At 71.9% G+C, this 23,569-nt stretch carries 21 protein-coding genes and 1 pseudogene; 12 read left to right on the plus strand and 10 right to left on the minus strand.

What is annotated here, in order from left to right; all coding sequences use genetic code 11:
* Positions 1–8: 8 nt before the first annotated feature.
* The 4 genes from M1203_RS30680 to M1203_RS30690 all read left to right on the plus strand — a co-directional run bounded on the left by M1203_RS30680 (position 9) and on the right by M1203_RS30690 (position 2,864).
* Positions 9–1,601, plus strand: coding sequence for an FAD-dependent monooxygenase (locus tag M1203_RS30680; RefSeq protein ID WP_249953087.1), 1,593 nt, complete (start codon positions 9–11; stop codon positions 1,599–1,601).
* Between the two features lie 93 nt (positions 1,602–1,694).
* Positions 1,695–1,742: a hypothetical protein gene (locus M1203_RS39325; RefSeq protein WP_311314449.1), complete on the plus strand. Its 48-nt coding sequence runs from the start codon at positions 1,695–1,697 to the stop codon at positions 1,740–1,742.
* Positions 1,743–1,818: 76 nt separating this feature from the next.
* Entirely contained in the window at positions 1,819–2,397 is a 579-nt protein-coding gene (locus M1203_RS30685) for a cysteine dioxygenase (RefSeq protein ID WP_249953088.1), read from the plus strand.
* A complete protein-coding gene (locus M1203_RS30690; RefSeq protein ID WP_249953089.1) occupies positions 2,394–2,864 on the plus strand; it encodes a rhodanese-like domain-containing protein in 471 nt (156 codons plus the stop codon). The genes M1203_RS30685 and M1203_RS30690 overlap by 4 nt, the downstream gene beginning before the upstream one ends.
* A gap of 94 nt (positions 2,865–2,958) precedes the next feature.
* Here M1203_RS30690 and recX read toward each other — a convergent pair.
* Positions 2,959–3,642 (minus strand): annotated as a pseudogene (gene recX / locus M1203_RS30695) (recombination regulator RecX); the annotation flags it as partial.
* Positions 3,549–4,676: a recombinase RecA gene (gene recA / locus M1203_RS30700; RefSeq protein WP_249953090.1), complete on the minus strand. Its 1,128-nt coding sequence runs from the start codon at positions 4,674–4,676 to the stop codon at positions 3,549–3,551. The gene recA and the pseudogene recX, both read right to left, overlap by 94 nt.
* 606 nt (positions 4,677–5,282) lie before the next feature.
* Between recA and M1203_RS30705 the strand changes: the two genes are divergently transcribed.
* From M1203_RS30705 to M1203_RS30725, 5 genes are all read left to right on the plus strand, one after another.
* On the plus strand, positions 5,283–7,073 hold the full coding sequence (locus M1203_RS30705) for a VCBS repeat-containing protein (protein ID WP_249953091.1): 1,791 nt from the start codon (positions 5,283–5,285) through the stop codon (positions 7,071–7,073).
* An 87-nt stretch (positions 7,074–7,160) separates the two neighbouring features.
* A complete protein-coding gene (locus M1203_RS30710; RefSeq protein ID WP_249953092.1) occupies positions 7,161–8,390 on the plus strand; it encodes a sensor histidine kinase in 1,230 nt (409 codons plus the stop codon).
* Between the two features lie 27 nt (positions 8,391–8,417).
* Positions 8,418–9,083, plus strand: coding sequence for a response regulator transcription factor (locus tag M1203_RS30715; protein ID WP_249953093.1), 666 nt, complete (start codon positions 8,418–8,420; stop codon positions 9,081–9,083).
* Between the two features lie 171 nt (positions 9,084–9,254).
* Positions 9,255–10,586, plus strand: coding sequence for a cytochrome ubiquinol oxidase subunit I (locus M1203_RS30720; RefSeq protein ID WP_249953094.1), 1,332 nt, complete (start codon positions 9,255–9,257; stop codon positions 10,584–10,586).
* A 9-nt stretch (positions 10,587–10,595) separates the two neighbouring features.
* Entirely contained in the window at positions 10,596–11,378 is a 783-nt protein-coding gene (locus tag M1203_RS30725; RefSeq protein WP_249953095.1) for a cytochrome d ubiquinol oxidase subunit II, read from the plus strand.
* A gap of 25 nt (positions 11,379–11,403) precedes the next feature.
* On the opposite strand, the gene M1203_RS30730 is transcribed toward M1203_RS30725, so the two are convergent.
* Together M1203_RS30730 and M1203_RS30735 are read right to left on the minus strand one after the other, a co-directional pair.
* Complete coding sequence (locus M1203_RS30730; RefSeq protein ID WP_283959194.1) at positions 11,404–12,585, minus strand: AI-2E family transporter; 1,182 nt, start codon at positions 12,583–12,585, stop codon at positions 11,404–11,406.
* Between the two features lie 360 nt (positions 12,586–12,945).
* Positions 12,946–13,140: a DUF3046 domain-containing protein gene (locus M1203_RS30735; protein ID WP_030350089.1), complete on the minus strand. Its 195-nt coding sequence runs from the start codon at positions 13,138–13,140 to the stop codon at positions 12,946–12,948.
* An 80-nt stretch (positions 13,141–13,220) separates the two neighbouring features.
* Here M1203_RS30735 and M1203_RS30740 point away from each other — a divergent pair, with 80 nt between their 5' ends.
* The gene (locus tag M1203_RS30740; RefSeq protein WP_249953097.1) at positions 13,221–14,219 is read left to right on the plus strand and encodes a hypothetical protein; all 999 of its coding nucleotides are present in this window, start codon (positions 13,221–13,223) and stop codon (positions 14,217–14,219) included.
* Between the two features lie 66 nt (positions 14,220–14,285).
* Here M1203_RS30740 and M1203_RS30745 read toward each other — a convergent pair whose 3' ends face one another.
* The 3 genes from M1203_RS30745 to M1203_RS30755 all read right to left on the minus strand — a co-directional run bounded on the left by M1203_RS30745 (position 14,286) and on the right by M1203_RS30755 (position 16,379).
* A complete protein-coding gene (locus M1203_RS30745) occupies positions 14,286–14,594 on the minus strand; it encodes an AzlD domain-containing protein (RefSeq protein ID WP_249953098.1) in 309 nt (102 codons plus the stop codon).
* Positions 14,591–15,328 carry an AzlC family ABC transporter permease gene (locus M1203_RS30750; RefSeq protein WP_249953115.1) on the minus strand — a complete coding sequence of 246 codons (738 nt, stop codon included), beginning with the start codon at positions 15,326–15,328 and terminating at the stop codon, positions 14,591–14,593. The genes M1203_RS30745 and M1203_RS30750 overlap by 4 nt, the downstream gene beginning before the upstream one ends.
* A 211-nt stretch (positions 15,329–15,539) precedes the next feature.
* A complete protein-coding gene (locus M1203_RS30755; protein ID WP_249953099.1) occupies positions 15,540–16,379 on the minus strand; it encodes an AraC family transcriptional regulator in 840 nt (279 codons plus the stop codon).
* A 100-nt stretch (positions 16,380–16,479) separates the two neighbouring features.
* Between M1203_RS30755 and M1203_RS30760 the strand changes: the two genes are divergently transcribed.
* Entirely contained in the window at positions 16,480–21,126 is a 4,647-nt protein-coding gene (locus M1203_RS30760) for an ATP-dependent helicase (protein ID WP_249953100.1), read from the plus strand.
* An 18-nt stretch (positions 21,127–21,144) separates the two neighbouring features.
* The gene (locus M1203_RS30765) at positions 21,145–21,903 is read left to right on the plus strand and encodes an Fpg/Nei family DNA glycosylase (RefSeq protein ID WP_249953101.1); all 759 of its coding nucleotides are present in this window, start codon (positions 21,145–21,147) and stop codon (positions 21,901–21,903) included.
* 92 nt (positions 21,904–21,995) lie between these two features.
* Here the strand turns inward: M1203_RS30765 and M1203_RS30770 are convergent, their stop codons facing one another.
* From M1203_RS30770 to M1203_RS30780, 3 genes are all read right to left on the minus strand, one after another.
* Positions 21,996–22,184, minus strand: coding sequence for a hypothetical protein (locus tag M1203_RS30770; RefSeq protein WP_249953102.1), 189 nt, complete (start codon positions 22,182–22,184; stop codon positions 21,996–21,998).
* A gap of 373 nt (positions 22,185–22,557) precedes the next feature.
* Entirely contained in the window at positions 22,558–22,941 is a 384-nt protein-coding gene (locus tag M1203_RS30775) for a helix-turn-helix domain-containing protein (RefSeq protein ID WP_030350081.1), read from the minus strand.
* A gap of 109 nt (positions 22,942–23,050) precedes the next feature.
* Positions 23,051–23,542, minus strand: coding sequence for a nicotinamide-nucleotide amidohydrolase family protein (locus tag M1203_RS30780; protein WP_249953116.1), 492 nt, complete (start codon positions 23,540–23,542; stop codon positions 23,051–23,053).
* Between the last annotated feature and the right edge of the window lie 27 nt (positions 23,543–23,569).

The following is a 23,569-nucleotide window of genomic DNA, read 5'->3' on the forward strand; positions in this document are numbered from 1 at the left end:
GTCGCGCCGTGGACCCGGTGATCGTCGCCGGCGCGGGCCCCGTCGGTCTCGCGCTCTCTCTGGCCCTCGCCGCGCAGGGTGTCCCCTCCGTCCTCCTGGACGAGGGGACCGGCGCGGACGAGCCGCGTCCGGCCCGTACCGCGATACTGCGGCCCGACACCGCCGCCCTGCTGGCCCGGCTGGGCTGCGCCACCCTCGGTGATGAGGGGGCGCACTGGGTCGGCTGGCGTCTGATGCGGCGCAAGCAGCTGATGCGGGAGCTGCCGCTCGGCGAGGACGGCACCCCCGCGCCGCTGCACATCCCCCAGCACGCCCTCTCCCGCGGGCTGCGGAGCGCCCTCGCCGACCAGGAGCTGGTGCACGTGGTCACCGGCAACCGGCTCGACTCGCTGGAGCAGGACGACCGGGGAGTCACCGTGCACAGCCAGGGCCCCGGGGCGACCTGGTGGCGCGGCAGCCATCTGGTGGGGTGCGACGGCGCCAGGTCCACGGTCCGCAAGCTGCTCGGCATCCGCTTTCCCGGGCGTACGGCGGTGGAACGGCATGCCGTCGCCGCGCTCCGCGCCGAACTGCCCTGGCCCGGTGAGGCGCTGCTGCACCGGCAACCGCCCTGGTCCGGCGGCGGCGAGGAGGTGTCCGCCAGGCCGCTGGCGGACGGTGTGTGGCGGCTCGACTGGCTGCTGCCCTCCCGGGGCGAACTGGTCACGCCCGACGCGCTGGTGACGCGGTTACGGGACACCCTGGCCGGCTGGTGCGGCGAGACACCGCCGTACGAACTGCTCGACACGGGCGTCTACACCCTGCACCACCGGCTGGCCAGGCGCTGGCGCGCCGGCCGGGCCTTCCTCGCCGGGGACGCGGCCCATCTGCTGGGCGCGGTGGGCACCCAGGGGCTCGACGAAGGTCTGCGGGACGTCAGCAACCTCGCCTGGAAGATCGCCGAGGACTGGCACCACGGGGCGTCGGAAACCCTGCTGGACAGCTATCAGGCGGAGCGGCGCACGGCCGTCGCCGCCCGGCTGCGCGCGGCCGATCAGTCGCTGCCGATACTGCGGGGCGGCGGCGGGCTGCGTACGTATATGCCGGGCGCCACGCGCGGACACGACACGCTGCTCGCCGACGGGCATCTGGGGCACGGACCATTGGGGGCACCGCCCTCCTATCCGCACTCCCCTCTCGCGCCTCCGTACGCCGAGGCGCAGACGGCTGTCGGCACGCCCCCCGGCGCCCCCGTCGAGGACGTACGGGTGACCGCGCCGGACGGTACGACCGTACGGCTCGCGGACCGGCTCGGCCGTGGCCTGCATCTGGTGGTGCTGGTCGCGCCGGGCACCGGGGTGTGGGACCGGCGGCACTGGCTGACGGCGGGGGTGATGCCCCGGCTGGCCGCGGCGGTGACCGCGCTGCCGGTAAGGGCCGAGTTGCTGGTCACGGAGGCCTACCCGGGGGCCTCCGCGCACAGCGTGCTGCTGGTGCGGCCGGACGGCCATCTGGTGGCGGCCTTCGGCGGGGTACGCCCGGCCGACCTCTACGCGGCGGCGGACGCGGCGCGCGGAGGCAGTCCTTCCGCCCCATCGGAGGTGCGCGCGGACGCCCCCTGACCACACTGCGAACATCGATTGACCGACGCGGGCTCGCATGGTGTACTCCGGAACGTGACCGACACCGATGTGCGCCTGTGGCGGAGAGTCCATATGGACTTGCTCCGCTACGCGGGCTGCGTGTGTCGCCCGTCCTGCTGATTCGCCCTTTCTCTTCACACGCTCGTCGCGCGACGCCGCGACGGCACCTCTTCGCGAACATCTCAGGACGGTCACCATGTCTCTACCTGTACGTACCTCCACAGTCGGCACCGGCAGCACCGCCGCTGACGCCGGTCGCGCCGCCGCGACGCCCTCGACCGCCGGGCCCACCCCCGCCGAGCTGCTCGACTTCGTCCGCAGGAGCGCGGCCGACACCGATCTGGTCTCCTCGCTCCCGCTGGACCCGGAGGGCCGTACGTGGATCCGGCTCAACGGTCCCGCGGGCAGCGAGGCGTGGCTGATCGGCTGGCCGCCCGGCACGGGAACCGGCTGGCACGACCATGGCGGCTCGCACGGCGCGTTCGCCACCGCGTCGGGCACCCTCAAAGAGGACTCGCTCGCGGCCCGGCTGCCCACCGAGGGGTGGAAGACCCTGGAGCTGGCCGAAGGCGTCGACCGCGAGCGGCAGTTGACGGCCGGGGAGGGCCGGGCGTTCGGCAGGCACCATGTGCACGAGGTACGGAACGAGTCCGGTGCCGAGCACGCCGTCTCCGTACACGCCTACTACCCGCCGCTACCGCTGATGCGGCGCTACAGCCGAACGGGCGCCGTGCTCCGCCTTGAGCAGGTCGAGCGTCCCGAGGAGTGGCAGTGACGGACCAGGCCACGACCGAGCGCGCGGGGATCGAGCCGGGGGTGCCCGTGGGGCCGGTGGGGATAGACGAGCTGCTGGAACGGGTCCGTGAGGACCTGGACCGAGTGGGGCCGAGGGAAGCGGCCGAGGCCGCCGCGGACGGCGCGCTGCTGGTGGACATCCGGTACGCGGCGCTGCGGGAGCGTGACGGACTGATCCCGGGGGCGCTGGTCGTCGAGCGCAATGAGCTGGAGTGGCGGCTCGACCCCCAGGGCAGCCATCGCGCTCAGGAGGCCACCAGCCACGATCTGCGGGTCGTGGTGATCTGTAACGAGGGGTACGCGTCAAGCCTCGCGGCGGTGTCCCTGCGGCAGCTGGGGCTGCACCGCGCGACCGACCTCGTCGGCGGGTTCCAGGCATGGAGGGCCGAGGGCCTGCCGGTTGTCCCGGCGGCGACCGGCGGCGCGGAGGACGCGGACGCGGCGTAGGCATCCGGACACCTGGACACCTGGATCTGGATCTGGATCTGGATCTGGATCAAGCGTCGGTCCAAGCGTCCGCGCCCGGCCGGACAGGGCCCAGCTAGTAGAGGTCCTCATCCAGCCCCTCGGTGTCCTCCCCCTCCTCCTCCAGCGCCTGGCGGACCACCCGGAGCGCCATGCCCTCCGGATAGCCCTTGCGAGCCAGCATGCCCGCGAGTCTGCGCAGTCTTCTGTCACGCTCCATGCCGCGAGTGGCGCGGAGCTTGCGGGCGACCAGCTCGCGGGCGGTCGCCTCCTCCTGGTCGGAGTCCAGCTGCCCGACCGCCTCGTCGATCAGGGCGGCGTCCACCCCTTTCGTACGCAGCTCACGGGCGAGCGCACGCCGGGCCAGGCCCCGGCCGTGATGCCGGGACTCCACCCAGGCGTCCGCGAACGCCGCGTCGTCGATCAGCCCCACGTCCTCGAAGCGGGAGAGCACCTCCCGCGCCACGTCCTCGGGGATCTCCCGCTTGGCCAGCGCGTCCGCCAGCTGTTTGCGGGTACGAGGGGTTCCGGTGAGCAGGCGCAGACAGATCGCCCGCGCCCGCTCCGCCGGATCCTGGGGCGACAGCTCCTGCCCGGCCCTCGACGGGTCGGAGCTGTCGCCCGGCCTTTCCGTCCGCCGCCTCTTCTCATAGGGCATCGGACGTACTAACTCTTGGCCGTGGCCGCCTTGGCCGACTTGGCTTTGGAGGCGGGCGCGGGCACGGACTTGGCCGGGTCCTCCGCGGGAGCCGGAGCACCCGCCGCGTCCGCCGCGGGCTCGGCCGTCGCCGCGTCCGCCCGCACGCCGACGCCCAGCTTCTCCAGGATCTTCTTCTCGATCTCATTGGCGAGATCGGGGTTGTCCTTGAGGAAGTTGCGCGCGTTCTCCTTGCCCTGGCCGAGCTGGTCGCCCTCGTACGTGTACCAGGCGCCGGCCTTCCGTACGAAGCCGTGCTCCACGCCCATGTCGATCAGGCCGCCCTCGCGGCTGATGCCCTGGCCGTAGAGGATGTCGAACTCCGCCTGCTTGAAGGGCGGCGCGACCTTGTTCTTGACGACCTTGACGCGGGTGCGGTTGCCGACGGCGTCGGTGCCGTCCTTCAGCGTCTCGATACGGCGGATGTCGAGCCGCACCGAGGCGTAGAACTTGAGCGCACGGCCACCCGTCGTGGTCTCCGGCGAGCCGAACATCACGCCGATCTTCTCGCGGAGCTGGTTGATGAAGATCGCGGTGGTCTTGGACTGGTTCAGCGCGCTGGTGATCTTCCGGAGGGCCTGGCTCATCAGCCGCGCCTGGAGACCGACGTGCGAGTCGCCCATCTCGCCCTCGATCTCCGCGCGCGGCACCAGCGCGGCGACGGAGTCGATGACGATGAGGTCGAGCGCGCCGGAGCGGACCAGCATGTCCACGATTTCGAGCGCCTGTTCGCCGTTGTCCGGCTGGGACAGGATCAGATTGTCGATGTCGACGCCGAGCTTCTTCGCGTACTCGGGGTCGAGGGCGTGCTCGGCGTCCACGAAGGCCACCGCGCCGCCCGCCCGCTGCGCGTTCGCCACCGCGTGCAGTGTCAGGGTCGTCTTTCCGGAGGACTCGGGACCGTACACCTCCACCACACGGCCGCGCGGCAGGCCGCCGACGCCGAGCGCGACGTCGAGCGCGGTCGACCCGGTGGGGATGACCTCGACGGGTTCGTTGGGCCGCTCACCGAGGCGCATCACCGCGCCCTTCCCGAATTGCCGTTCAATTTGTGCGAGAGCGGCGTCGAGCGCCTTCTCGCGGTCGGTTCCTGCCATGGGTTCCACCCGATTTGCTTGAGTCGATCGCTTCACGTCAAAGACGCTATCCCCTGCCACTGACAACGCGTCCCGACGCCCTCCCGGACCTGTGGAAAACTCCGTCGGCCAACCTCTGCGGACACCCCACCGCATCACGGCGCCGGCCGGCTCCGGGAAGCACCGGCAGTCATCCATCAGAATGGATGTTCGATTTTACTGTCAAGCGCACCACGCGCCTCATCCGTCAATCACGCGACCGGGCCCGCCGGGACCACCGCCCGGACCCCGCCCCCCCCATGGCGATTCACCCGTTTCACCACCTTCGTTAACAAAAAATCCACCGGGACTTCACAACTGACTTGCCGACAGAACCCATGGACGGATACACCTACCTTCACGACCTGGGGAGGGCGTGGAGGGCGTCATCGCTGTGGGGGGAGTTCCATCACCGTGGGGGGGCAGTTCCATCACGTGCGGGCGGTTCCCGTCAGGCCATGCGCCGGCGGCACTCCAACGACGACTCCAGTGGTGCGACACCACCTGACGCCCCGCGACCCGCGCACCGCCGTGCTCGGCGTGTGCCGCCGCTGATCCCCGGGCTCTTCACACCTCACTGGAGGCAGCATGTCCATCCACGCAAGACCCGAGGCCGAGTGGCCCCGCAGGATCGCCCGCTCGGCCGTGCTCGGCTGCGCCGGGCTGCTGGTGAGCGGTTCGCTGATGGTCACCACGGCTTCGGCGGCCGATACGCCGGACGCCGGACCGCACGGCACCGTCACCCTCCCCGTTCCGCAGTCCGCCCGGCCCACCTTCAGCATCCCGGGCCGCGACACCCCGGACACCGCCAAGGGCCAGGACCGCCGTCTCGCCGCCGGCCGGGCCGCGGCGGACACCCCCGCGCAGCGCGGTGACCTGGACGGCGACGGCTATGGCGATCTGATGTACCGCACCGACTACGGCGAGGTCTGGGCCGACTGGGGCCCCGACGGCGCGGCCGTGATCTCCGCGGACGACTCCCAGGTCAAGGATCTGCTGCTGCCCGGCGACCTCACCGGCGACGGCAAGGCCGACCTGCTCACCGTGACGCCCACCGGCTCCCTGCGGCTGCACAGCGGGGCGAACTCCACCCTCTACGGCGGGATGACCTCGTACACCACGCTCAGCACCGGCTGGCAGGCGTACGACAAGCTGGTCGTCCCCGGCGATCTGACCGGCGACGGCACGCCGGACCTGCTGGCCCGCGGCTCTTCGGGACTGTTCCTCTTCCCCGGCACGGGCAAGGGGTTCAAGGCCGGGATCCAGGTGGGCGGCGCCGGCTGGAGCCAGTTCGACCAGTTGGTCGGCGTGGACGATGTCAACGGCGACGGTCTGGCCGATCTCCTCGCGCGCAACGCCACCGGGCTGTACGTCTACCCCGGCAACGGCAGCGCCACCGGCTATCCGTTCAAGGACCGGATCCAGATCGGCGGCGCCGGCTGGAACCAGTACAACCAACTGGTCGGCGGCACGGACTACAGCGGGAACGGCACCCCCGACCTGGTGGCTCGCGCCTACGACGGCACCCTCTACTTCTACGAGGGCAACGGCCGCGGCGCGTTCGGCGCCCGGGAGCGGATCGGCACGGGCTGGGGCCTGGTGACCCAGTTCGCGGGCGCGGGCAACAGGCCGCACTTCGGCAAGGCAGGGGTCTTCGCCCGTACCTCCGGCGGCACGCTCTACTACTACGGCACCACCGGCACCGGCCGGCTCACCTCGAAGTACCTGATCGGCGACGGCTGGGACCGCTCGCTGTCGCGGCTGACCCACGCCGTGTCGCTGCGCGCGAACGGCAGTTCCGACCTGATCGTGCACGGCGTATACGACGGCCATCTGTACAACACCGGCTCCTATGCCTCGTCCGACCCCGAGATCGCGGGCGGCTCAAAGTCGTACAACCTGGTCATCGGCCCCGGGGATCTCAACGGCGACGGCAAGAGCGACCTGCTTGCCCGCAGTTCCACCGCCCTCTACTTCTACGCGGGCAGCGGTACGGGCATGTCGCTGAAGGGCCGCGTCCAGATCGGCGGCAGCGGCTGGTCGCAGTTCAACAAGATCGTCGGCGCGGGTGACTTCACCGGCGACGGCCGCGCCGATCTCCTCGCGCGCAGTTCCAGCGGCCTGTATCTGTACGCGGGTACGGGCAAGGCCGGTTCACCGTTCGGCGCGAAGGCGCAGGTCGGCGGCGCGGGCTGGAGCCAGTACAAGAACATCGCGGCCCCCGGTGACCTCAACGGCGACGGCGTCGCGGACCTGCTGGCCTCGAACTCGGCGGGCGAGCTGTACTTCTACGCGGGCACAGGCAAGGCGTCCGCACCCCTGAAGGCCCGGGTGAAGATCGGCAGCGGCGGCTGGAACCAGTACGCCGACCTGCTCTGAGCCGGCCGGACCCCCCGGGCGTCGGGGAACGTCTCAGCCGGTGCACCACACCGGCTGAGGCGCCCGGCCACGCCTATCCTTCGTCGCATGGTGCTCCCCTCGTCCGTCCGCGGCGGCCGGCTGTCCTCGCGCGCCACCGATGTCGCCATGACACATCTCGTCACCGCCGTCGTGGTCGTTTCGACGCTGGTCCAGATGGCGTCCGGGAGCGAACCGCCCGTCCGTGCGGCGATCAGCTGGGCACTGATCGGCATCAGCTGCGGGGCCCTGTACTTCCGGCGCCGCAAGCCGCTGAGCGTGGCCGTGATCACGCTGCTGGCCTGCGGAATCTACTACCCGGTGAGCGTGACCGACGGCCCTGCGCTGGCCGCCTTCGCGCTCGCGCTCTACACGCTGGCCGCCGAAGGACACTTCACCGTCTCGGTCGCCCTGGCGGCCGTCACCCTGCTCGCCGTGGGCTTCGGCGAGGTCGTCCTGAACTCCGGAAACCGCCAGATCGACGACGTTTCCGTCGCCATGCTCGCCGGCTGGCTGATCAGCCTCGTCGCGATCGGCCGCGCCCAGCGCACACGGCTCGCCTATCTCCACGAGGCCGAGCAGCGGGCGCTGGCCGCCGAACGCGAGCAGGAGGCGCGAGCGCGGCAGAGCGCCACCGAGGAGCGGCTGCGGATCGCCCGCGAACTCCACGACATCCTGGGCCACAGCATTTCGCTGATCAACGTCCAGGCCGGTGCGACGCTGCACCGGCTGAGCAAGAAACCGGAGCCTCCGGTCGCGCTCGCCGCGGCGGCGGAGACACTGGAGGCGGTCAAGGCCACCAGTAAGGAGGCCCTGCGGGAACTGCGCGCAACACTCGGCGTCCTGCGCCAGGCCGACGAGGCGGCGCCGACCGCTCCGACGTCCGGCCTCGACCGGCTGGGCGAACTGGTCGAGCGGGCACGCGCGACGGGCATCGACGTCCGTGTCCGTACGGAGGGCGGCTCCCGCTCACTGCCGCCGTCGGTCGACCTGGCCGCGTACCGGATCGTCCAGGAATCGCTCACGAACGTGACCCGGCACGCCGGCGCCCGCAGCGCGCTGGTGACCATCGTCTACGGCGCTACGGACATACGGCTGCGGATCGACGACGACGGCGGGGGCGCGGACGAGGGGGACCCGCTTCGCCCGAGCGCGCTTACGGGAGCGGGCTCGAAGCCGGGCCTCGCGGGCAGCGGTATCCGTGGCATGGCCGAGCGCGCGAGGGCGTTCGGCGGTGAACTGTCCGCCGGTAACACGGCCGATGGCTTCCGGGTGGAGGCCCGGCTGCCACTGGGCTGACGCCGCTACTGAAGTGAAGGGAACCGAATGATCCGCGTGGTGCTCGCCGACGACCAGACGCTCGTACGGGCCGGCTTCCGCTCTATCCTCGACTCCGAGGACGACATGGAGGTGGTCGGCGAGGCGTCCGACGGCGAGCAGGCGATCACCCTCGCCCGGGAGTTGCGCCCCGACGTGGTCCTGATGGACATCAGAATGCCGGGACTCGACGGTCTGGAGGCCACCCGCCGGATCCTCGGCGACTCGCGCCTGGACGGGGTACGGGTCGTCATCCTCACCACCTTCGACATCGACGACTACGTCTATGGCGCGCTGCGCGCCGGGGCCTCCGGATTCCTGGTCAAGGACACCGAGCCGATGGAACTGCTGCACGGCGTACGGGTGGTGGCGCGCGGCGACGCGCTGATCGCCCCGGCCGTCACGCGCCGGCTGATCGCCGAGTTCGCGAGCCGCGGCAGGCAGCCCGACCCGAGCCCCCGGCTGAACGCCCTGACCGAGCGGGAGATGGAGGTGATGGGCCTGGTGGGGGCGGGGCTGTCCAATCAGGAGATCGCGCAGCGGCTGGTGCTCTCGCCGGCCACCGCGAAGACGCATGTCAGCCGGATCATGACCAAGCTGGCGGTGCGGGACAGGGCGCAGTTGGTGATCCTCGCGTACGAGTCGGGGATGATCACCCCGGGATGGCTGGCGTAAGCACAGGGGCGGGCGCCAAGTGGCCGGGGAAGCGGCCGGACAGCTGGGCCGAGCGGCCGGGCCCGCAACTTTCGCCGTACGCCGCTCGGTTCACCCGCGACTCCTGGGGTATGCCGGGTGTCACCCGTAGGCCGACGCGACGCCGTGAGCCGTACCCCCACGCTGTCGGGCGTGGCAGATCTCCTCACCGGCGCGAGCGGTTCCGTATCCACGGAGACCCTTGATCTCGCGCGGCTCCAGTTCGCCCTCACCGCGGGCGGGCACTTCCTGTTCGTCACCCTGACGCTGGGCCTGGCGACGATCGTCGCGTGCGTCCAGACGCGGGCCGCGTGCGGCGGACGTCCGGTGCACGCGCGGATGGTGCGCTTCTGGGGCCAGTTGTACGTGATCAACTACGCGGTCGGGATCGTCACCGGCATTGTGATGGAGTTCCAGTTCGGACTGAGCTGGAGCGGGCTGACCCATGGCGTGGGCAATATCCTCGGCGCCTCGCTCGCCGTCGAGACGATCGTCGCCTTCTTCGTGGAGTCCACCTTCCTCGGGCTGTGGATCTTCGGCTGGAACCGGTTCGGCAAGTGGGTCCATCTGGCGCTGATCTGGGTGGTCACGCTGACGGCCTATCTGTCGGCGTACTGGATCCTGGTCGCGAACGGCTTCCTCAACCACCCGGTGGGGCACCGGATGGAGGACAGTCAGGCGGTCCTCGACGACATGGGCGCCCTGCTCACCAATCCGAGCGCGCTGCTCGCCTTCGGACACATCCTGGCCGGGTCGCTGCTGACCGCCGGCTTCTTCATGGCGGGCGTCAGCGCGTATCACCTCTTCCGGCGCACGCCGGAGTGGGAGTTCTTCGGGCGCGGCCTGCGGATCGGGGTGTTCGTCTCCCTTCCCGCGCTGGTGGTGACCGCGGGCTTCGGCGGTGTTCAACTGGTGTCGCTCGCCGAGTTGCAGCCCATGAAGTCGGCCGTCTTCCAGCAGAAGACGGCCGAGATCGCACAGCTCCAGACGGACTTGGTGGCGCGGTTCGGGCCTGGGGACTATGTGCCGTCGGAGGCGTGGACGCGCGGCGGCGCGCTGGTGATGCTGATCGCCTTCGCGCTGATGATGTACCTCTGCGTGGCCGGTGCGGTGCTCGGCTGCTTCCGGAAAGTGGTCTTCCGCTTCCGGCTCTGGCATCTGGTGCTGATGGCGTCCGTGCCGCTGCCCTATCTCGCGATGATCAGCGGCTGGGTCTTCCGGGAGGCGGGCCGGCAGCCCTGGGTGGTGTACGGGGTGCTGCGGACGCGGGACGCGGTCTCGGAGCTGTCCCCCACCGCGATGCGCACCTCGCTGATCGCCTTCACCACGCTCTTCGTCCTGCTGGCCGCCGTCAACGCGTGGCTGCTCTGGCGCCATGCCCGGCTCGGTCCCGTGGAGTCAGGACTCGGCCATGACGAACGCGCCGTGGGTGACAACCGGGACGATCCCGGCCCGGCGGACACCCTGCCCGCCACGCGCTACTGAGGAGCCTCTGTGGAGACCCTGGCCATCGTCCTGCTCGCCTTCTTCATCGCCGGCTACTTCGTCCTCGGCGGCGCGGACATCGGGACCGGCATGTTGCTGCCGTATCTCGGCCGCGACGAGGCGGGACGACGACTCGTCATCGCGTCCTTCGCCCCCTTCTTCCTCGGCAACGAGGTTTGGCTGGTGGCCACCGCAGGAGTGCTCATCGGCTGTTTTCCCGAACTGGAGGGGGAGTTGCTGGGCGGCCAGTTCGTGGTGGTCGTACCGCTGCTCATCGGGTGGGTCGTACGGGACTCGGGCCTGTGGCTGCGGGGTCGCGCGCCCGGCGGCTCCTCCCTTTGGCGCGCGCTGTGCGACGGCGCGGTGGTATGCGGGAGCTGGGCCGTCGCGCTGTCCTGGGGCCGGCTGTTCACGGCGCTGTTCTCCGGAAGCCCCCAGGCGCCGGCGCCGGGCCCGGCGGCCGTACTCACCGCCCTCGCGGTGGCCGCGTGTTTCGCCGTACACGGGCTGGGCTTCGCCGCCGTACGGCTGACCGGGGCGCCCTACGAACGGGCCCGGCAGCTGATGGGCCGCACCCGTCCCGCGCAGTCCCTGGCGCTGACCGCCGTGCTGATGGCGGCGCTGCCCCTGCTCGCCGGGCGCCTTCTGCCGTTGTACGAGTCGGCCGCGGACGGGGCGACCCTCGCGCTGCTCGTGCCCGCGGTGCTGGTGATCACCCCACTGCTGGTCGCCGCGCAGGCGTGGCTGTGGTGGACCTTCCGGCACCGGGTGACCGGGCCGTCCTATCTCTGACCTCCCTCCGATGTCCTGATGTCGCCTACGGCTGCGGCGGCCGCCCGTCGTCCGCGCTCGTGCTGTCCGCGCGCGTTTCGGTACGGGTGTCCCCGCGGGTGTCCGTGTGCAGTACGCGGCGAATCTGGCGCAGCAGCGGCACTCCGTCGCGCGGCCTGCGGCCGTGCACGCGCGGGTCGTCCATCACGTCGTACCGCTTCACGTACGCCCCGAGGAACGCCTGGAGCGTGGCGACCGCCGGAATCGCGATCAGCGCGCCCACCGCGCCCAGCAGCGCCGTACCCGCGATGACCGACCCGAAGGCCACGGCCGGGTGGATGTCGACGGTCTTGGCCGTCAGCTTGGGCTGGAGCATGTAGTTCTCGAACTGCTGGTAGATCACCACGAACCCGAGCACCCAGACCGCGTACCAGGGGTCCACGGTGAAGGCGATCAGCATCGGAAGCGCGCCCGCCAGATAGGTGCCGATCGTCGGAATGAACTGGGAGACGAGCCCCACCCAGATCGCCAGCGCCGGTGCGTACGGCACACCCAGGATCTCCAGCAGGACGTAATGCGCGGCACCGGAGATGAGGGCCATCAACCCGCGTGAGTAGAGATAGCCGCCGGTCTTGACGACGGCGATCTCCCAGGCGCGCAGCACTTCGGCCTGCCGGGCCGGCGGGAGCACGGAGCAGAGCGCGCGCCGCAGCCGGGGCCCGTCGGCCGCGAAGTAGAACGAGAACAGGAAGATCGTCAGCAGCCGGAACAGCCCGCCCAGCACGGTGGTGGAGATGTCCAGGACGCCCGTCGCGCTGTTCTGCACATAGCGCTGGAGCCAGTCGGAGTGCAGCAGGCTGTCCTGGACGGCGACCCTGGACAGCTCCGTGTGGAAGGTGTCGTTGATCCAGTTGATCACCGAGTCGAGGTACTGGGGGAAGGATTCGACCATTTCGATGATCTGGCTCGCCAGCATGGAGCCGAGCATCACCATGAAGCCGACACAGACGATCATGACCACGAAGAAAACCAGGAAAGTGGCGAGTCCACGCCGCATCCCGCGGTCCGCCATCCGGCTCACGGCGGGCTCGACCGCCAGCGCCAGGAAGAACGCGATCAGCATATTGATCAGCAGGCCGATGAGCTGGTGGAACGCCCAGCTGCCGAGCTGGAAGCAGGCTATGAGCGCCAGCGCGAGGACCATGGCGCGGGGCAGCCAGCGGGGCATCTGGCGCCGCCCGCCGTCACTGCCCGCAGAGGACCCCGGCGTGCCCGAAGGGCTCGTGGAAGAGCCCGTGGGAGCCGTCGATGGAGGAACCGCCGCAGGAGCTGTCGAAGACGCCTCGGGAGGCGTGCCCGGTGCGGGATCCGGCGGAGGGATCGGCGGTCGGAGGTCCGGTGCGGAGTTGTCGGTCGGTGCCACTGAGCAAGTGTCGCCTACCGCTGTGACAACCGGCCCCATGGTCGGACGAAATCACATCGCCTCGGCATCACATCGCCCTCGCGGAGGCCATACCTCCGCCCCTGACCCCCTGGGACCCCGACCCCCCGACCCCCCGACCCCCTGGGCCGCTGTGGAGCCCGCGGGTCAGCGCTTCTCGGGTGGAATCCCCATGGCGACGCAGACCCCGCGCCAGACGTCCTTGGCCTCCCAGCCCGCTTCCAGTGCCTCGTGGACCGTACGACCGCCCAGCTCCGCCATCACATGGTCGCGGGCGAAGGAGTCGGCGTAGGCCGCCCCGAAGTGGTCCGCCATGCGCTCCCAGAAAATCGTCAACCGCATGCCACCAGTATCCCGCCCCTGAGAGTGCAGCCCGGCCGGTCCCCCCATGCTCGGGCGCGGTTCCGCCCTACGGTCGGAACATGGCCGGCACCGCAGCATCCTCCGAGTCCTCAGGGTCTTCCGGATCCTCCCCGCCCTCCGTGTCCCTCTCGTCGCCCCTCTCGTCGCCCCTCTCCCGGGCCGAGCACTTCATCTGGCTCACGGCCCGGGTACTCGAACAGCGACGTTTCGCCTTTCACTTCCTGACCGGAAGCGCCGGTCGGGGCCGTGGCGCCGAGGCCGTCGAGGCGGCCCTCACCGCGTACCGCGAGGAGGACGGCGGGTACGGTCACGGGCTCGAACCCGATCTGCGCGGCCCCCTGAGCCAGCCGCTGCACACGGCGCACGCGCTGCGCGTACTCGACTCCATCGGCCGCTGCGACGGGCTGCGGGTCGAGCGGATCTGCCGCTACCTCACGGCCGTCTCCACGGCCGAGGGCGCGCTGCCCGCCGTCCACCCGTCCCAGCGCGGCTATCCGTACGCGCCCCGCCTCCCCGTCGTCGACGATCCGTCCGGCGACCTGCTGGCGACGGGCCCGGTGGTCGGGCTGCTGCACCGCAACGAGGTCTGGCACGCCTGGCTCTTCCGCGCCACCGACTTCTGCTGGGCGGCCGTCGAGCGGCTGGACGAGTCGCATCCGTACGAGATCGAAGCAGCGGTGGCCTTCCTGGACGGCGTGCCCGACCGGGCGCGGGCCGAGGCGGCGGCGGACCGCCTCGGCCGGCTCGTACGGGCGCGCGGGCTGGTGGTACTGGATCCGGCGCGGCGCACGGAGTACCCCGTACCACCGGCGTACGCGCCGGGTGAGCGCCACTACCCGTACGACTACGCGCGCGTGCCCGAGTCCCTGGCCCGCGCGTGGTTCACGGACGAGGAGATGGAGCGGTCGCTCGACCATCTGGCCGGTCTTCAGCGGGAGGACGGCGGCTGGCCGATCGCCCGGCGCGCATGGGCACCGGGTACGGCGCTGGAGACACGGCCGATCGTGACCATCGAGGCCCTGCGGACACTGCGTGCCCACGGCCGTGCCATCAGTTGAGGCCGTCAAGTCCTGACGGGACCGGACCCGGCGGGACCCGACGAGCTGTCACCGCCGGGCCCTCGTTCAGCCGCCGAGTGCCCTCACTCCTGCCGTGACGACCACAGCCGCCGCCACGACCACCAGGAACGGGGCGCGCAGCACCAACGCGAGAGCCGCCGCGGCGAGCCCCGCGCCCCGGGCGTCCAGCACGAGTGCGCCGTTCGCGCTGAAGGTCTGCTGAGCGGTCAGCGCGGCGAGCAGGGCCACGGGCAACAGGGCGGACAGCCGCTGGACGAGGGGGCGCTCCAGCGCGCCCGCGGGCACGAGCAGGCCCAGGAGTTTGACGAGGTAGCAGCCGACGGCGGTCGCGCCGATCGCGATCCAGATGTTCAACGGTCCGTTCCCTTCCGACGGGCGCCGAGCCCGCGGCCTTCGAGCCACAGGACGGCGGGTGCGGCCAGCGCCGCGACAAGCACCGGGACACCGGCGGGCAGCACGGGCAGGAAACCGAGCCCCAGGACCACGGCGATGCCCGCGACCGCCCGCTCGGTGGCCGTACGGAGCATCGGTGCGAGCAGGGCGAGGAAGACGGCGGGTCCCGCCGCGTCGAGTCCCCAGGCGTCGGTGTCGCCAAGGGCTTCGGCGCCCAGTGCCCCGGCCAGGGTGGTCAGGTTCCACAGGACGTAGAGCGTGAGTCCGGTGACGCCGAAGCCGATGCGGGCGCTGCGCCGGGTGGGCTGGGCGAGTGCGACGGCGGTGGTCTCGTCGATCACCCACTGGGCGGCGAACGGGCGTACGGGCCCCGGCAGCCGCAGCAGCTGGGACAGCCTGAGCCCGTAGAAGGCGTTGCGCACGCCGAGGAAGAACGCGCCCGCGGCGGCGGTGAGCGGATTGCCGCCCGCCGCGAGCGCGCCGACCAGCGCGAACTGCGAGGCGCCGGTGAAGACCAACAGGCTGAGCGCGCAGGTCTGGAGGAGGGTGAGCCCCGCGCCCGCCGAGGTGACGCCGAAGGCGAACCCGGAGAGCCCGACGGCGATGCCGACGCCCAGGGCGTCACGTACGACGGCCGAGTCGGACTTGGGCTCAGGATCGGGCTCGGACTCGTGCTCGGGCTCGTGCTCGTGGATGGAAGCGGGTGCGGGAGCGGAGTCGGGCTCCGGGGCGCTCCGGGCGGGACCGTGCGCGGGTATGTCCGCGGACGCGGACGCTGTCTGTTCTGCCACGTCAGGGACGTTACGCGGGGTGCCAGGGCCGGGTCTTGTACGTTCTTGCGCCCCCAGGCCCCCCGGGCCCCCTGAGCCCCGCGCCCCCGCCCCCGCGCCCCGCGATGAGGCGGGTTCAGCCCTCGGACGCTGCCGCTGCCGTCCGCTCCTTACGGTAGGCACCGGGCGGCACCCCGACGATCCGGGCGAAATGACGGTTCAGATGCGGCTGATCGGTGAACCCGACGGCCACGGCCGCCTCGGCCGGTGCCGTCCCGCCGTCCAGCAGCCGCCTGGCCCGGCGCACCCGCGCGTCCGTGAGCCAGGTGTGCGGCGGCAGCCCGTAGGCGCTCCTGAAGGCCCGCAGCAGCGCGAAGGGGCTGGTGCCGAGCTCCGCCGCGAGCCGATCCAGCGAGGGCGGGTCCGCCATCCGCTCCTCCAGCACGGCACGCGCGCGTGCCGCGATCCGCGCCCCGGCGCCCCTCACCTGGCGCTGCCGGAGCGGCCCGCCGTTCAGCCGCAGCAGCCGGGTCACCGCGACCCTCAGCAGCGTGTCGGCGGCGAGCGCGTTGCCCTCGTCGGCGGCGCGCAGCACCTGGTGTACGAGGTGCGTGGTGTACGGATCGTCCACCACGGGGGCGACGAAGCCGGGCGTACCGCGGATCGTGGTGGTCTCCGCCGCGATGGCGGCGATGACGTCGACGGCCGGGTAGACGGCACCGTACCGCCAGCCCTCGGGCCCCTGGGCATGGCCGGTGTGCGGGGTCTCGGGGTTGATCAGCGCGAGCGAGCCTGCACCGGCGTACTGATCGCCGCCGCCGTGGTGGAAGACGTCGACACCGTCCGTGATCGCGGCGATGACGAAGGTCTCGTGGGTGTGCCGCACAAACGTCTTGTCTATGTAGCGCGCACGCAGCAGATCGACGCCCGGCAGCCCGGAATAGCGCCAGTGCCGTGCCTGCTCCCGCGGTGCCATGGAACCATTCTGCGCCGCCGGTCCCCGGTCCGCGCCGCCGGTGCCCGGACGTTTGCCCAGGTCCGGGCGATTGTCAGTGGCGGGGTGCACGATGGGGGGCATGGCACGCTCCGCGCTCGACTCCTTCTCCCCCGCGACCCGCGGCTGGTTCACGGGGGCTTTCTCCGCGCCCACCGCGGCGCAGGAGGGAGCCTGGCGTGCCATCCAGGAGGGCTCTGACGTGCTGGTCGTGGCCCCGACCGGCTCGGGCAAGACGCTCGCCGCCTTCCTCGCCGCCCTTGACCAGCTGGCTTCGCAGCCGCCGCCCGCCGAGGCCAGAAAGCGCTGCCGGGTGCTGTACGTGTCGCCGCTCAAGGCACTGGCCGTCGACGTCGAGCGCAATCTGCGCAGTCCGCTCACCGGAATCCGACAGGAGTCCGTGCGGCGCGGGCTGCCCGAGCCGGAGGTCCGCGTCGGTATCCGCTCCGGTGACACCCCGGCCGCCGAGCGCCGCTCGATCGCCACGAAGCCGCCGGACATCCTGATCACCACCCCCGAGTCGCTGTTCCTGATGCTCACGTCCTCGGCGCGGGACGCGCTCGCCGGGATCGAGACGGTGATCCTGGACGAGGTGCACGCCGTCGCGGGGACGAAGCGGGGCGCTCATCTCGCCCTGTCCCTGGAGCGGCTCGACGAGCTGCTGCCGCGGCCGGCCCGCCGGATCGGTCTGTCGGCGACGGTGCGTCCGGTGGAGGAGGTCGCGCGCTATCTCTCGCCGCAGCGCAGAGTGGAGATCGTCCAGCCGCGCTCCGGCAAGGAGTTCGACCTCTCCGTGGTCGTGCCGGTCGAGGATCTGGGCGAGCTGGGCGGCTCCCCCGCCGCGGAGACGGACGGCGCGGACAAGCCGTCGATCTGGCCGCATGTGGAGGAGCGGATCGCCGATCTCGTCCAGGCGCACCACTCCACGATCGTCTTCGCCAACTCCCGGCGGCTGGCGGAGCGGTTGTGCAACCGGCTGAACGAGATCGCGTACGAGCGGGCCATGGGCTCGGTCCCTGACGCGTCCGGGACCGCCCCGGCGATGTCCGAGGACCACTCCCCGGCGCAGCTGATGGGCCAGTCGGGCGCGGCCAGGGGCGCGCCGGCCCTGCTGGCCCGCGCGCACCACGGCTCGGTGTCCAAGGAGCAGCGTGCCCAGGTCGAGGAGGACCTCAAGGCGGGCCGGCTGCCCGCCGTCGTGGCCACGTCCAGTCTGGAGCTGGGCATCGACATGGGCGCGGTGGATCTGGTGATCCAGGTCGAGTCGCCGCCCTCGGTCGCCTCAGGTCTCCAGCGGGTCGGCCGCGCGGGACACCAGGTGGGTGCGGTCTCCACGGGCGTCGTCTTTCCCAAGTACCGCGGCGATCTCGTCCAGGCGGCCGTGGTCACCGAGCGGATGCGCACGGGCGCCATCGAGGCCCTGCGCATCCCCGCGAATCCCCTCGATGTGCTGGCCCAGCAGCTGGTCGCCATGGTCGCGCTGGACACCAGACAGGCCGACGATCTGCTCGCCCTGGCCCGCCGCGCCGCGCCGTTCGCTTCGCTGCCCGAGTCGGCCTTCACGGGCGTGCTGGACATGCTCGCCGGGCGCTATCCCTCCGACGCCTTCGCGGAGCTGCGTCCGCGCGTGGTGTGGGACCGCGTGGCCGGTACGGTCACCGGCCGTCCGGGCGCGCAGCGGCTCGCCGTCACCTCCGGTGGCACGATCCCCGACCGGGGGCTCTTCGGCGTCTTCCTCGCCGGAGCCGATCCGAAGAAGGGCGGCGGCAGGGTCGGAGAGCTGGACGAGGAGATGGTGTACGAGTCCCGGGTGGGCGATGTCTTCACCCTGGGCACGACCTCCTGGCGGATCGAGGACATCACGCGTGACCGGGTCCTGGTCACCCCGGCCCCCGGCACCCCGGGTCGGCTGCCGTTCTGGAAGGGCGACCAGCTGGGGCGGCCGTTGGAGCTGGGCCGCGCGGTGGGCGCGTTTCTGCGCGAGGTGGGTGCCCTCTCCGAGGAGGACGCCAAACTGCGGCTGCTGACGGCGGGCCTCGATGCCTGGGCCGCGGGCAATGTGCTGTCGTATCTGGACGAGCAGCGCCGCGCCTGCGGTCATGTCCCCGACGACCGGACGATCCTCGTCGAGCGGTTCCGCGACGAGCTGGGCGACTGGCGTGTGGTGATCCACTCCCCGTTCGGCGCCCAGGTGCACGCGCCGTGGGCGCTGGCCCTCGGCGCCCGGCTCGCCGAGCGGTACGGCATGGACGCGCAGGTCATGCACGCCGACGACGGAATCGTGCTGCGGCTCCCCGACGCCGATCTGATGGGCCTGGACCTCCTCGACGAGGAGCCGGACCGGCTCAGCACGGCGTTCGACAGCGAACAGGCGCCCATCGGAGCCGCGGATGTCGCCTTCGACGGCGGCGATATCCGCGGGATCGTCACCGACCAGGTGGGCGGCTCCGCGCTGTTCGCCTCCCGGTTCCGGGAGTGCGCCGCACGGGCGCTGCTGCTCCCCCGCCGGAGCCCGGGCAAACGCACCCCGCTGTGGCAGCAGCGCCAGCGCGCCTCCCAACTCCTCCAGGTGGCGAGCGAGTTCGGCTCCTTCCCGATCGTGCTGGAGGCGGTCCGGGAGTGCCTTCAGGATGTCTTCGACGTCCCCGGTCTCACGGAACTCATGGGCGACATCGAGTCCCGGCGGGTCCGGCTGATCGAGGTCACCACCCCCGAGCCCTCGCCCTTCGCCCGGTCGCTGCTCTTCGGTTATGTCGCACAGTTCCTGTACGAGGGCGACTCCCCCCTCGCGGAGCGGCGGGCCGCCGCGCTGTCCCTGGACTCCCGGCTGCTGGCCGAGCTGCTGGGCCAGGCCGAGCTGCGTGAGCTGCTCGACCCGGAAGTCCTCACCGAGCTGGAACGGGAGCTCCAGTGGCTCACCGAGGACCGCCGCGTCAAGGACCTGGAAGGGGTCGCCGATCTGCTGCGGGTCCTCGGCCCGCTCACCGACGCGGAGTTGGCCGAGCGCGGCGCGCGGCCCTCCTGGGCGGAGGATCTCGCCGCCGCCCGCCGCGCCATCAGGGTGCGGATCGGCGGAGCGGATCACTGGGCGGCGGTCGAGGACGCGGGCCGGCTGCGGGACGCCCTGGGCACGGCGCTGCCGGTCGGTGTCCCCGAGGCGTTCACGGAGCCGGTGAAGGACCCCCTGGGCGATCTCCTCGCCCGCTACGCCCGTACGCATGGCCCGTTCACGTCGAACGCGGCGGCCGAGCGTTTTGGTCTCGGCCCGGCGGTCACGGACGGCGCGCTCCAGCGGCTCGCCGCGAGTTCCCGGGTCGTGCAGGGGGAGTTCCACCCCTCCGGCATCGGCCAGGAGTGGTGCGACGCCACGGTCCTGCGCCGGCTGCGCCGCCGCTCGCTGGCGGCGCTGCGCCAGGAGCTGGAGCCGGTGGCGCCGGCCGCTCTCGCCGCCTTCCTCCCGCAGTGGCAGCATCTGAACGGCAACAGCCTGCGCGGTATCGACGGACTCGCCCGCGCCGTGGAGCAGTTGCAGGGTGCTCCCGTTCCGGCGTCGGCGCTGGAGAAGCTGATCCTGCCGTCCCGGGTCTCCGGCTACTCCCCCGCGCTCCTGGACGAACTGACCACCACGGGCGAGGTCCTGTGGGCCGGAGCGGGCGCCCTGCCCGGCAAGGACGGCTGGGTCTCGCTCTATCTCGCCGACGCCGCACCGCTGTTGCTCCCGCCCCCGCATCCCCTGGAGCTCACCGCCCTTCATGAATCGGTGCTTGCCACGCTCTCGGGCGGCTACGGCCTGTTCTTCCGGCAGATCACCGACCAGGTCCGGGCCACCACGCACCCGGATGTGACCGACCCTCAACTGGCCGACGCCGTATGGGACCTGGCCTGGTCGGGCCGGCTCACCAACGACACGCTGGCGCCGCTGCGCTCGCTGCTCGGCTCGGGCCGTACGGCGGGCTCCACGGCGCACCGCGCCCGGCGCCCGGTGCCGCGGGGGCGGTACGGGACGCTCACGGCCGCGGCCCGCCCCGCCTCCCGTACAGGCCCGCCCACCGTCAGCGGCCGCTGGTCGCTGCTGCCCGCCCGGGAACCGGAGCCCACGCACCGCGCCCACGCGCTCGCCCGTACCCTCCTCGACCGCCACGGGGTGGTGACCCGGGGCGCGGTCGCGGCCGAGGGGGTCACCGGCGGCTTCTCGGCGGTGTACCGCGTCCTGTCCGCCTTCGAGGACAGCGGTCGGACCCGTCGCGGCTATGTCGTGGAGGGCCTGGGCGCGGCCCAGTTCGCGATGGACGGCGCCGTCGACCGGCTGCGCGCGGCGGCGACGGCCCGCGACCGCGCCGACGCGCACCCCTCGCCCCGTGCCGTGGTGCTGGCCGCCGCCGACCCCGCCAACGCCTATGGGGCCGCGCTTCCCTGGCCGGATCCCCCGGACGGCGCCGGCCACAAACCGGGCCGCAAGGCCGGCTCCCTCGTGGTTCTCGTCGACGGCGAGCTGACCCTCTACATGGAGCGCGGCGGCAAGACACTGCTGGCCTGGCCCACCGACCCGGAAGACCCCTCGCTCCGGGCCGCCGCGGAGGCCCTGGCGAGCGCGGCCCGCGCGGGGGCCCTCGGTACGGTCACGGTGGAGCGTACGAACGGCACCCCTGCCCTGACATCCCCCCTCGGGCGCGCCCTGGAGTCCGCCGGCTTCCACGCCACCCCCCGGGGCCTGCGTCTGCGGGCCTGAGCATGCGAGCCTGAAGCCATGCCCGAGGGAGACACCGTCTGGCAGGCCGCCCAGCGTCTGCACACCGCGCTCGCGGGGCATCGGCTGATCCGCTCGGACCTGCGGGTGCCCCGGTTCGCGACCGCCGATCTCACCGGCAGGACCGTCCTCGATGTCACACCGCGCGGCAAGCATCTGCTCACCCGTATCGAGGGCGGCCTCACCCTCCACTCGCATCTGCGCATGGACGGCTCCTGGAAGGTCTACGCCCCGGGTGAGCGCTGGAGCGGCGGTGCGGCGCACCAGATCCGGGCCATCCTCGGCACCGCCGAGCGCACGGCTGTGGGCTATCGCCTCCCCGTCCTCGAACTGCTGCGTACGAGCGACGAGGAGCGGGTGGTGGGCCATCTCGGCCCCGATCTGCTCGGTCCGGACTGGGACCCGGCCACGGCCCTGCGCAACCTGCTGTCCGACCCCGCGCGCCCGATCGGGGAGGCCCTGCTCGATCAGCGCAACCTCGCCGGGGTCGGCAATATCTTCAAGTCCGAGACCTGCTTCCTCGTTCGCGCGAACCCCTGGCTCCCGGTCGGCGAACTCCCCTCGCCCGAGCGCCTGGTGGTCGCGGCGAAGAAGCTGCTCGAAGCGAACCGGACCCGTCCGGGCGGCTCTCGGAGGCTGTATGTCTACGGCCGCGCGGGCCGCCCCTGCCCCCGCTGCGGCACCTCGATCCGTACGGCCGAACAGGACGGCCGGCCCACCTACTGGTGCCCGCTCTGCCAGTCGGCCGCCACCAGTTGACGTAGGAGCTGCCCTACGGGTGCACGGATGAGTCGACGCCTACGGAGAGTTGGCGCGTCCGCGCACGAGTCGGGGCGTCGGCTGACGGTGCCTCACAGCCGGGGACGGCGCTGCCGCGCCGACGCGACATGCACCGGCAGCAGGCTCAGGCCCCAGCCGCCCGCCGCCACCGCCCCTTCCACCAGTCCGGTGCTCTCGGGCACCAGCACGATGCGCAGTACGGCCCACCACCACACCACGCCCAGAGCGAGCGCCGGCAGAAGGATCCATCGCCCTGCCATGGCTGCCTCCTCCGGCCGACCCTAGTGCCCCTCGATCACCCACCGGGAGGGCGCATCGGGTGCACTCCCCGGCGTGCGCCCGTACGCCCGGTCGCGCCCCTGCCGCAGCGACAACGCGGCAGGGGCGCGGCCGGCCCCTCGTCCTGGGACCGGGGCTCCGACCCGGTCAGGCACTCTCCGCCCGGGACGGCCGGGCGCCTTCCCCTTCCGGTCACAGTTTCCGGTCACAGTTCTTTGGATCACAGTTCGGTACGCACGCAAGTTCCACCATGACACAACGACACAACTGCAACAAAACGGGCATTTGGGAAAGACGAAAGCCCCGGTCGACATCCCTGCCGACCGGGGCTCAGGTCAAAGCCACAAAGCTTCGTCAGGCGGCGACGACATCCACCGCCTCCGCGGGCGCCTTGATCGTCACCCGCTCCGTCGGCACTCCGGCCACCGACGTCACAGAGACGGAATTGAGCATTGGACGTACCGCCGCGGGCACCGGCTCGTTCGCCGCCGCCGACGCGGCCAGCTCGGCCAACGACAGCTCGTCGCTCACTTCACGCATGAGCTCTGACATCCGTACGTCAAGCGCGTCGCAGATCGCCGAGAGCAGTTCGGAGGAAGCCTCCTTCTGCCCCCGTTCCACCTCGGAGAGATAACCGAGCGAGACCCGGGCGGACGAGGAGACTTCGCGCAGAGTACGGCCCTGGCGCTGGCGCTGCCGACGCAGCACGTCACCAAGCAGGCGACGGAGCAGAATCATCGGTGGCTCCCTCCTCGGACCGCGTAGCCGCATCCTTCACGCCCCACCGTACCGCCTAGTGCCGCGGCCGTGCGGGGAGCGATGTCGTGTTCACTCAGGGCTGCAAACATCAATTCCCCCCGTTCTGTTCCGTATCCTGTGCCCGCCCGTTCCCGGAGAGTTCGCTGAGGAGCAGACCGAGCACGCTCCGTACACTCTCTTTACGGATGTCCGCCCGGCCGCCGTTCAACCGCGGTGCGGCCACTTTCCCCACACCTTCCGGTCCCACCACCGCCACGTACACGGTGCCGACGGGCTGCCCGTCCTGCGGATCGGGGCCCGCGACCCCGGTGGTCGCCGCTCCCCAGCCCGCCCGGAGCACCCGGCGCACCCCGGCGGCCATCTGAAGGGCCACCTCGGGGTCCACGGCGCCGCGCTCCTCCAGAAGGGTTTCTTCGACGCCCAGAACATCCCGTTTGAGGTCCGTCGCGTAGGCCGTGACGGACCCACGGAAGGTCCGGGAGGCACCGGGGACCGCGGTGAGCTCCGCGGCCACCAGACCGCCGGTGAGGGATTCCGCGACGGCCAGCGTCCCGCCGCGCTCGGCCAGGAGCTCCAGCACCCGGGCCGCCCGGTCAGCGGCCGTGCG

Origin of the sequence: Streptomyces sp. 35G-GA-8, assembly GCF_023534745.1 — a bacterium.
In the GTDB taxonomy this organism is placed as follows: Bacteria; Actinomycetota; Actinomycetes; order Streptomycetales; family Streptomycetaceae; genus Streptomyces.